The organism is Streptococcus pacificus (assembly GCF_016481305.1).
Taxonomy (GTDB): Bacteria; Bacillota; Bacilli; order Lactobacillales; family Streptococcaceae; genus Streptococcus; species Streptococcus pacificus.
The window spans coordinates 219,350-228,309 of sequence record NZ_JAENBO010000003.1 but is presented as its reverse complement, the minus strand read 5'-3'; the positions used below and the strand labels follow the sequence as shown (position 1 = coordinate 228,309).

Sequence of the window (8,960 nt, the reverse complement as noted above, 5' to 3'; positions counted from 1 at the left end):
ATTCATAAGTTAAGTGACGATAGCCTAGGAGATACACCTGTACCCATGCCGAACACAGCAGTTAAGTCCTAGAACGCCTGAAGTAGTTGGGGGTTGCCCCCTGTGAGATAGGGTAGTTGCTTAGCTAGAATCCGGCATAGCTCAGTTGGTAGTAGCGCATGACTGTTAATCATGATGTCGTAGGTTCGAGTCCTACTGCCGGAGTATTTAAACTAGCGTAAGCTAGTTTTTTTGTTTTTATCTAAAATTGTCTACATGACATATATGTCATGTTCTTTTATTTTGTTTCTAGTTATAATAAGTTCATAATAAAGAAATGGAGTAGATTGATGACATTTGAAGAAATATATCGCCAAGTAAGGCCTGTTGTTTTAAAATTAAGGAGAAAATATCACTTACATATTTGGGATAATGATGATTGGGAACAAGAAGGAATGATTAGTCTTTATGAACTCTTAAAAAAGCATCCGGAACTTTGTTTAGATAAATTAAAATTGCTTCGTTTCTTTAAAACAAAATTTTCTAATTATGTTAATGACGAGATTCGCCGTCAGGAAAGTCAAAAAAGACAGTTTAATAAGCCTAATTATGAAGAGATTGGAGATGTTGAACACTCACTGTCTTCACGTGAAACTCTCATTGATGATTTTATTGTTTTTAAGGATTCGGTAACTCAACTTTCTCAATTACTTAGTAAAGAAGAATTGATTATGTTTGATGCTTTATTAGTTGGTGAAAGATTTAAAGGTAGAGCAGCATTTATTAGAAAGCTAAAGTTAATAGGAAAGAAATTTTTCTAGCGAGTTGATAACGAATAAAGCCGTATAAGTTTTCTTATACGGCTTTTTATTAATGCTTATTAAAAAATGTTTGGTAAAGAGCTTTAATGGCTTTTTTCTCTTCTTGTGTTTTGATAACAAATAAAACAGAAACCTCACTTGAACCTTGAGAAATCATTGATAAATTGATGTTATGGTTTGAGAGTGATTGTGTTGCTTTTGCTGTTACCCCTATATGATTTTTCATGTTTTCACCAACAATCATAATAATTGACAAATGATGTTCAATAGAAACAGTGTCAACTTCCAATTCTCTTGTTAATCTTGTGATAATTTCTTGTTCTTTAATAGGAGTTAGTTCTCTTTCTCTAAGTACAATAGAAAGGTCATCAATGCCAGTTGGCATATGTTCCCAGGAAATATTCAGGTCTTCTAAAATTTGTAATAATTTTTTACCAAAGCCAATTTCTCTATTCATTAAATATTTTGAAATATTGATACTGACAAACCCTTTATCACCTGAGATCCCCACCACTGGACTTTGATTGTTTTCTCGTTCTAAAACAATTCTTGTCCCGGGATGACTTGGATTATTGGTATTTTTTATAACAAGTGGTATTTTACCTCTGTATGCTGGAATAAGAGCTTCATCATGTAGAACGCTAAAGCCTGCATAGGCTAATTCACGCATTTCACGATAGGTTAACTCACTGATCGATTCAGGATTTTTTATGATTCCTGGATGGGCTGCAAAAATACCATCAACGTCTGTAAAGTTTTCGTAGCTTTCAGCTTTAATTCCTGCAGCAAGAATAGCACCTGTTATGTCGGAACCACCTCTTGAGAAAGTACAAATCTGGTCATCTTTTGTCACACCAAAAAAACCTGGGATGACTAGAATTTCGTCTCTTGTCGCTAAATTCTCAATTTTATCATAACTTGAAGGTAAGATTCTTGCATTACTTGGTTCACTTGAAACAATCAAGCCTGCTTCTTTAGGGTGAACATAACTAGCATCTAAGCCATTTCGTTTAAAAAATTCAGCAATAATTTTAGCATTAGAATTTTCACCTTCTGATAAAAAACTATCGTAAAGGTAATCATTTTGCTCTATCGGGAGGCTAGATAAGTTTGCGATATTTAGTTTTATCTCTTCAAGAAGTGTTTGTGGTAGCTTTAAATCATCAATAATATTTTTATAACGCTCAATAATCCATTTTTGATTTTCAGTCGTCTCTTGATGGTTAATATAATTTCTATAATATTTTATCAAGGCATCGGTAACTTTTATATCATCTTTATTTCTTTTACCAGGGGCCGAAACAACAATGATTTGTCTTGTATCATCAGATTTGACAATATCCAATACTTTTTTTAGTTGGGAAGCATCTGATAATGAACTACCGCCAAATTTTACAACTTTCATATGTTTTCCATTCTTTTAAGTTTATACTAAATTATAACAGAATTAAAACTAAATGTCATTTGTCTTTTTATTATCACTTTTGATATTTTTTCTTGCTTTTTAGTTGGGACTTATGTTATTATAATTTTATTATCAAATCATTTGATAAAGGAATGTTTTAATAATCAAACTATTATGAAAGTAGAGGTTGTTTTATGTCCTATGAAACAATTATTTTTGATAGAAAGGATGATGTCGCTCAGCTAACGTTCAATAGACCAGACGTTTCTAATGGTTTTAATATTTTAATGTGTGAAGAAATATTAGAAGTAATTGAGACTGTCAAAAAAGATAAATCGCTTAGGATATTGATTATCAAAGGAAATGGAAAAGTCTTTTCTGTAGGTGGTGACCTTGATGAAATGCAACGAGCAGTTTCAGAAGATGACATCAGTTCTCTTGTTAAAATTGCTGAATTAGTGCAAGATATTTCTTTTGCTATCAAAAAATTACCTAAGCCGGTTATTTTATGTGCTAACGGTCCAGTTGCGGGTGCAGCATTTAATATTGCTTTAGCGGTTGATTTTTGTATTGCAACAACTAAAACAAAATTTATCCAGGCATTTGTGAATGTTGGCTTAGCTCCTGATGCTGGTGGTCTGTACTTATTAGTTAGATCTCTGGGGATTAATCGGGCAACACATTTGGTGATGACAGGAGAACCTGTTTCTGCTGAAAAAGCGCAAACCTATGGATTTGTTTATAAAATGTGTGAGGAAGAAGAACAAGATAAAGTGTTAAACCAATTAATAAAACGCTTAAAACGAGGCTCGTTTAATTCTTATGGTGCAATGAAATCATTACTTTGGGAGAGTTATTTTTCTGATTGGGACTCCTATGCTGAGTTAGAATTATCTTTACAAAAATCTTTAGCCTTTAGAGCAGATTTTAAAGAAGGTGTCCGGGCATATGGGGAACGAAGACGACCTAAATTTAGCGGTGAATAATGCAGTCAATAATTTATCTTGCAAGTTAGTTTGATATCTGATATAATTCGAATATCAAAGTTTATTTGCAGGAGGTGCCGATTGGATTATCATAAAATCAATAAGTATCTTGTTGATATCTTCAATAAAGTATTGATTATTGAAGAGACTAGTTTAAAGTCTAGTCAGTTTAGTGATGTGTCCTTAAAAGAAATGCACACTATTGAAATTATTGGAAAAAGTGATCGTGTTACACCTAGTGATATTGCTAGAGAATTGCTGTTAACCTTGGGAACGGTGACAACAAGTCTCAATAAGTTAGAGGCAAAAGGTTATATCGAAAGAACGCGATCAAAATCAGACAGAAGAGTTGTTTACTTGTCACTGACAAAAAAGGGGAGACTTTTAGACCGACTTCATCAAAAGTTTCATAAGTCAATGGTCACTCATATCGTTGCTGGTATGGATGCACAAGATGTCGAAGTATTGACTAGAGGCTTAGGAAGTTTACATAAATTTCTTGAGGAGTTGATTTAATGTTTTATTCCAAAATTAGTCAAGTGGCTCATTATGTTCCCAAACAAACTATTTCAAACGATGATTTAGCTCTGATTTTAGACACTAGCGATGAATGGATTTCATCGAGGACAGGTATCAAGAATCGTCACATTAGTCAAAATGAATTGACTAGTGATTTAGCTAACCGTGTGGCTGAACAATTAATAACTAAGTCACAATTAGATCCTTTGGACATTGATTTTATTGTTGTTGCTACTATTACACCAGATAGCACCATGCCTTCAACGGCTGCAAAAGTTCAAGCTCACATTGGTGCAAAAAATGCATTTGTCTTTGATTTGACGGCAGCATGTAGCGGCTTTGTTTTTGCTTTAGCAACTGCTGATAAATTAATTAAATCAGGTGTCTATAAAAAAGGTATCGTCATCGGTGCAGAGACCATCTCAAAAATCCTTGATTGGACAGATAGAACCACAGCTGTTTTATTTGGTGATGGCGCCGGAGGTGTTTTAATCGAACAAACTAATCAAGAACATTTCCTTGCAGAATCTCTCCATTCAGATGGTAATAGAAGTCATGCGCTGACTTCAGGTAGTACTAGCTTAAAATCACCGTTTTCAGTACCTACTGAGAATGAAAGCCATCTTAAAATGGAAGGGCGAATGATTTTTGATTTTGCCGTTAAGGATGTTTCTAAGGATGTTGTTCAATTAATTGAGAAGTCACCGGTTGCTATGGAAGAAATAGATTATCTCTTATTCCACCAAGCTAATCGTCGCATTTTAGATAAAATGGCAAAAAAAATTGGTATTACGAGAGAAAAATTTCTCGAAAATATGATGGAATATGGTAATACTAGTGCGGCTAGCATTCCTATTTTACTATCAGAAACAGTTGATAAGGGCCTTATTACTCTGGATGGAACCAAGACGATTTTATTGGCAGGTTTCGGTGGAGGTTTGACATGGGGAAGCCTTATTGTTAAAATCTAATTAATTAAATTATATGTTGCTACATGTGATTAATAAAAATCTTTAAAATAAAAGGAGAAATAAAATGGCAGTATTTGAAAAAATCCAAGAAATCATCGTTGAGGAACTTGGAAAAGAAACAGAGGAAGTAAAATTAGAAACTACTTTTGATGAACTTGATGCAGATTCATTGGATGTTTTCCAAGTCATCTCAGAAATCGAAGATGCCTTTGACATTCAAATTGAAACTGAAGAAGGACTAAACACGGTTGGTGATTTAGTGGCTTATGTTGAAGAAAAAACAAAATAAGTGCATTTGAGAATATTCTACCAAGAATATTCTTTCTTCTTATGATAATATTTTGATTATCAAACTATTGAGTCACTGAGTATAGAAAGTTTAAATTAATGAAAACAAGAGTTACAGAATTATTAGGTATAAAATATCCCATTTTCCAAGGAGGTATGGCTTGGGTTGCAGATGGCGACCTTGCTGGAGCAGTTTCTAAAGCTGGTGGGTTAGGTATCATCGGTGGAGGAAATGCTCCTAAAGAAGTTGTTAAAGCCAATATTGACAAAATTAAATCAATGACGTCTAACCCTTTTGGTGTTAATATCATGCTTCTTTCACCTTTTGTTGATGATATCGTTGATCTTGTCATAGAAGAAGGTGTTAAAGTGGTTACCACAGGAGCAGGAAACCCTGGTAAATATATGGAACGTCTCCATAATGCTGGAATTGTCGTTATTCCTGTTGTTCCCAGTGTTGCTTTGGCTAAAAGGATGGAAAGACTTGGTGTTGATGCTGTTATCACAGAAGGGATGGAATCAGGAGGTCACATTGGCAAATTAACAACAATGACCTTGGTGAGACAGGTCACTGATGCGGTTAATATTCCCGTTATCGCTGCTGGTGGTATCGCTGATGGACGTGGCATGGCTGCAGCCTTTATGCTAGGTGCTGAAGCTGTTCAAGTTGGCACACGTTTTGTTGTTGCTAAAGAATCAAACGCACATCAAAACTATAAAGATAAAATTTTAAAGGCTAAAGATATTGATACTGTCATATCTGCACAACATTTTGGACATGCCGTTCGTGGTATTAAAAATAAATTAACTAGACAATTTGATCAGGCTGAAAAAGAGGCCTTTAAACAAGAAAATCCAGATTTAACTATTTTTGACAAAATGGGCGCTGGAGCTTTAAGGTATGCTGTTGTTGATGGAGATGTTGACAATGGTTCTGTTATGGCAGGGCAAATTTCAGGACTTATTCGTAAAGAAGAAACCTGTCAAGAAATTCTAGAAGATCTTTATTTTGGGGCTTTAAGAACAATTAAAAAAGAAGCTAAACGAATTGAAAACTTAGTAGAGGAATAATATGGGAAACATCGCATTTTTATTTGCAGGACAGGGTGCTCAAAGACTGGGAATGGCTAGAGATTTTTATGATCACTACTCACTTGTTCGCGAGACTTTTGACACAGCTAGTAGAGTATTAGGTTATGATTTGAGAGAACTAATTGATGAGGACAGTGATAAATTAAATCAAACACAATACACTCAACCTGCTATTTTAGTGACGTCCATTGCTATTTACAGAGTGTTACAAGAACAAAGTATGACACCTGATGTTGTGCTTGGGCTTTCTCTTGGTGAATATTCAGCTTTAGTGGCAAGTGGTAGCTTGGCTTTTGAAGATGCTGTTCAGCTGGTCGCTAAAAGAGGTCAATACATGGCAAATGCAGCGCCTAAAGGAACTGGTAAAATGGTTGCTGTGATGAATACCGATCCAAAGTTGATTGAAGAGATTTGCCTTAAAGCTAGCAAAAAAGGTGTTGTCACACCTGCCAATTATAATACACCAAATCAGATTGTTATTGGTGGAGAAACAGAAGCTGTCAATGAAGCTGTTGAGCTTTTGAAAAAGGCAGGAACTAAACGCCTCATTCCTTTAAATGTTTCTGGACCATTTCATACTGCTTTACTAGATAATGCTAGTCAACAATTGGCAAACACTTTGGAACATGTTTCATTTTCTGAGTTTAAAATGCCGTTGATTAGTAATACAACAGCAAAAGTGATGCCACAAGATGCTATTAAGTCATTGTTAGCTCGTCAAGTTAAAGAACCAGTTAGATTTTATGAATCTATTGAAACACTTAAGTCACTAGGGGTGACAGAATTTGTAGAAATTGGTCCTGGAAAAGTTTTGAGTGGTTTTGTTAAGAAAATTGACAAAACCTCAAATATCTATACAGTTGATGATTTGACTGGATTTGAAGCACTTCTTAATCGATAAGAAAGGATGACAAATGGATTTAACAAATAAAACAATTTTTATTACAGGTTCAAGTAGGGGAATTGGTTTAGCAATTGCACATCAATTTGCTAACCTTGGCGCTAATATTATTTTAAATGGGCGACGAGACATTTCGCAAGACATTTTATCGCAATTTGATGCTTATCCGGGAAAGGCTATTGCTATTTCTGGTGATGTGTCAAAATTTGAAGACTGTCAACGCATGATTGCTGAAGTAACTGAAAAATTTGGTCCAGTTAATGTTTTAGTGAATAATGCTGGAATTACAAATGACAAGTTAATGTTAAAAATGACTCAAGAAGATTTTGAAAAAGTATTAGCCATTAATCTGACTGGAACATTTAACATGACACAATCGGTCTTAAAACCGATGACAAAATTAAGAGAAGGTGCTATCATCAACATATCTAGTGTTGTTGGTTTGACTGGAAACATCGGTCAAGCTAACTATGCGGCTTCAAAAGCAGGTGTGATTGGTTTTACTAAGTCGGTTGCTCGCGAAGTGGCAGCGCGTGGTATTACTGTTAATGCAGTAGCTCCTGGCTTTATCGAATCAGATATGACTGATGCTATTCCTGATAAGATGAGAGAAAATATACTTGGTCAAATTCCAATGAAGCGAATTGGAAAGACAAAAGAAGTGGCTGAACTTGTTAGCTTTTTAGCACAACAAGATTATTTAACCGGACAAGTCATTGCTATTGATGGTGGCATGACCATGTATTAAAAGATAGGGGCCTTAAAATGAAAGAAAATCGCGTTGTAATCACAGGTATGGGAGTAACATCTCCAATTGGCAACACACCAGAAGAATTTTGGGACAGTTTGGTTGAAGGTAAAATTGGAATTGGTCCAATTACAAGATTTGACACGCAAGATTTTACGGTTTATAATGCTGGTGAAATCAAAAACTTTCCGTTTGATAAATACTTTGTCAAAAAAGATAGAAATCGCATGGATATGTTTTCAATGTATGCTATTTATGCAACATTAGAAGCGATTCAAAATGCCAATCTTTCTTTAGATGATGTTGACAAAGACCGATTGGGTGTCATTGTATCAAGTGGGATTGGTGGTCTTCAAGAAATGGAAGATCAAATTATCAGGCTTCATGAACGTGGTCCTAAGCGTGTTCAACCAATGTTTATTCCTAAAACACTTTCTAATATGGGAGCAGGAAATATTGCTTTAAGAATTGGTGCTAGAGGTGTTTGTAAATCGATTACTACAGCCTGTGCCTCTGCTAACGATGCTATTGGTGAAGCTTTTAGAGAAATTAAGTTTGGGTATCAGGATGTCGTCATTGCTGGTGGATCTGAGTGTTCCATCACAAAAATTGGGATTGCGGGATTTGCTAGCTTAACAGCTCTGTCAACGACAAAAGACCCAACACGTTCTAGTATTCCTTTTGATAAGGACAGAAATGGTTTTGTTATGGGTGAGGGTTCAGGGATCTTAGTGTTAGAAAGTCTTGAACATGCTCAAAAAAGAGGAGCAACTATTTTAGCTGAGATGGTTGGTTATGGCAATACATGTGATGCCTATCATATGACTAGTCCAACACCTGATGGTTCAGGGGCAGCTAAGGCAATGACTTTGGCTATCAATGAAGCTAATATTACACCCGATCAAGTAGGGTATGTCAATGCCCATGGTACCTCAACCTTAGCGAATGAAAAAGGGGAAAGTCAGGCCATTGTTTCTGTTCTGGGGAAAAAAGTACCTGTATCAAGTACCAAATCATTTACAGGTCATTTATTAGGAGCAGCTGGAGGAGTTGAAGCGATTGCAACAATCCAAACGATTCGCCATGGCTTTATCCATAAAACTGCTGGAACAACTGAATTATCAGAAGATATTGAAGCAAATGTTATTTACGGAAAAGGAAAGGATGCTGATGTTCGTTACGCTTTGTCAAATACCTTTGGGTTTGGTGGGCATAACGCTGTTCTTGCTTTTAAACGTTGGGAGGATTAA

Annotated in this window: 10 protein-coding genes, 1 tRNA gene and 1 rRNA gene; 11 read left to right on the top strand and 1 reads right to left on the bottom strand. The window is 35.4% G+C overall.

Annotated elements, in window-relative coordinates; translation table 11 throughout:
• Positions 1-9: 9 nt before the first annotated feature.
• The 3 genes from rrf to JHK62_RS05455 all read left to right on the top strand — a co-directional run bounded on the left by rrf (position 10) and on the right by JHK62_RS05455 (position 800).
• Positions 10-125: ribosomal RNA gene (rrf, locus tag JHK62_RS05465) — 5S ribosomal RNA — on the top strand.
• Between the two features lie 5 nt (positions 126-130).
• Positions 131-204, top strand: a tRNA-Asn gene (locus tag JHK62_RS05460).
• A gap of 125 nt (positions 205-329) precedes the next feature.
• Positions 330-800, top strand: a complete 471-nt coding sequence (locus tag JHK62_RS05455) for a sigma-70 RNA polymerase sigma factor region 4 domain-containing protein (protein WP_199575756.1) — start codon at positions 330-332, stop codon at positions 798-800.
• A gap of 49 nt (positions 801-849) precedes the next feature.
• Here JHK62_RS05455 and JHK62_RS05450 read toward each other — a convergent pair whose 3' ends face one another.
• Entirely contained in the window at positions 850-2,205 is a 1,356-nt protein-coding gene (locus JHK62_RS05450; RefSeq protein ID WP_199575755.1) for an aspartate kinase, read from the bottom strand.
• A gap of 194 nt (positions 2,206-2,399) precedes the next feature.
• Here JHK62_RS05450 and fabM point away from each other — a divergent pair, with 194 nt between their 5' ends.
• From fabM to fabF, 8 genes are all read left to right on the top strand, one after another.
• Positions 2,400-3,191, top strand: coding sequence for a trans-2-decenoyl-ACP isomerase (fabM, locus tag JHK62_RS05445; RefSeq protein ID WP_199575754.1), 792 nt, complete (start codon positions 2,400-2,402; stop codon positions 3,189-3,191).
• Positions 3,192-3,272: 81 nt separating this feature from the next.
• On the top strand, positions 3,273-3,707 hold the full coding sequence (fabT, locus tag JHK62_RS05440) for a fatty acid biosynthesis transcriptional regulator FabT (RefSeq protein ID WP_199575753.1): 435 nt from the start codon (positions 3,273-3,275) through the stop codon (positions 3,705-3,707).
• The gene (locus JHK62_RS05435) at positions 3,707-4,681 is read left to right on the top strand and encodes a beta-ketoacyl-ACP synthase III (protein ID WP_199575752.1); all 975 of its coding nucleotides are present in this window, start codon (positions 3,707-3,709) and stop codon (positions 4,679-4,681) included. Before fabT ends, JHK62_RS05435 begins: the two co-directional genes overlap by 1 nt.
• Before the next feature lie 64 nt (positions 4,682-4,745).
• Positions 4,746-4,970 carry an acyl carrier protein gene (locus JHK62_RS05430; RefSeq protein WP_199567693.1) on the top strand — a complete coding sequence of 75 codons (225 nt, stop codon included), beginning with the start codon at positions 4,746-4,748 and terminating at the stop codon, positions 4,968-4,970.
• 98 nt (positions 4,971-5,068) lie between these two features.
• Positions 5,069-6,040 carry an enoyl-[acyl-carrier-protein] reductase FabK gene (gene fabK, locus JHK62_RS05425; protein WP_199575751.1) on the top strand — a complete coding sequence of 324 codons (972 nt, stop codon included), beginning with the start codon at positions 5,069-5,071 and terminating at the stop codon, positions 6,038-6,040.
• Between the two features lies 1 nt (position 6,041).
• On the top strand, positions 6,042-6,962 hold the full coding sequence (fabD, locus tag JHK62_RS05420) for an ACP S-malonyltransferase (RefSeq protein WP_199575750.1): 921 nt from the start codon (positions 6,042-6,044) through the stop codon (positions 6,960-6,962).
• Positions 6,963-6,975: 13 nt separating this feature from the next.
• A complete protein-coding gene (fabG, locus tag JHK62_RS05415; RefSeq protein ID WP_199575749.1) occupies positions 6,976-7,710 on the top strand; it encodes a 3-oxoacyl-[acyl-carrier-protein] reductase in 735 nt (244 codons plus the stop codon).
• A gap of 17 nt (positions 7,711-7,727) precedes the next feature.
• Entirely contained in the window at positions 7,728-8,960 is a 1,233-nt protein-coding gene (gene fabF / locus JHK62_RS05410; RefSeq protein WP_199575748.1) for a beta-ketoacyl-ACP synthase II, read from the top strand.

Bases quoted from the DNA above. Each gene is read 5' to 3' on its own strand.
- JHK62_RS05455 (WP_199575756.1), top strand. From the start codon at position 330: ATGACATTTGAAGAAATATATCGCCAAGTAAGGCCTGTTGTTTTAAAA.
- JHK62_RS05450 (WP_199575755.1), bottom strand. From the start codon at position 2,205: ATGAAAGTTGTAAAATTTGGCGGTAGTTCATTATCAGATGCTTCCCAA.
- fabM (WP_199575754.1), top strand. From the start codon at position 2,400: ATGTCCTATGAAACAATTATTTTTGATAGAAAGGATGATGTCGCTCAG.
- JHK62_RS05435 (WP_199575752.1), top strand. From the start codon at position 3,707: ATGTTTTATTCCAAAATTAGTCAAGTGGCTCATTATGTTCCCAAACAA.
- JHK62_RS05430 (WP_199567693.1), top strand. From the start codon at position 4,746: ATGGCAGTATTTGAAAAAATCCAAGAAATCATCGTTGAGGAACTTGGA.
- fabK (WP_199575751.1), top strand. From the start codon at position 5,069: ATGAAAACAAGAGTTACAGAATTATTAGGTATAAAATATCCCATTTTC.
- fabD (WP_199575750.1), top strand. From the start codon at position 6,042: ATGGGAAACATCGCATTTTTATTTGCAGGACAGGGTGCTCAAAGACTG.
- fabG (WP_199575749.1), top strand. From the start codon at position 6,976: ATGGATTTAACAAATAAAACAATTTTTATTACAGGTTCAAGTAGGGGA.
- fabF (WP_199575748.1), top strand. From the start codon at position 7,728: ATGAAAGAAAATCGCGTTGTAATCACAGGTATGGGAGTAACATCTCCA.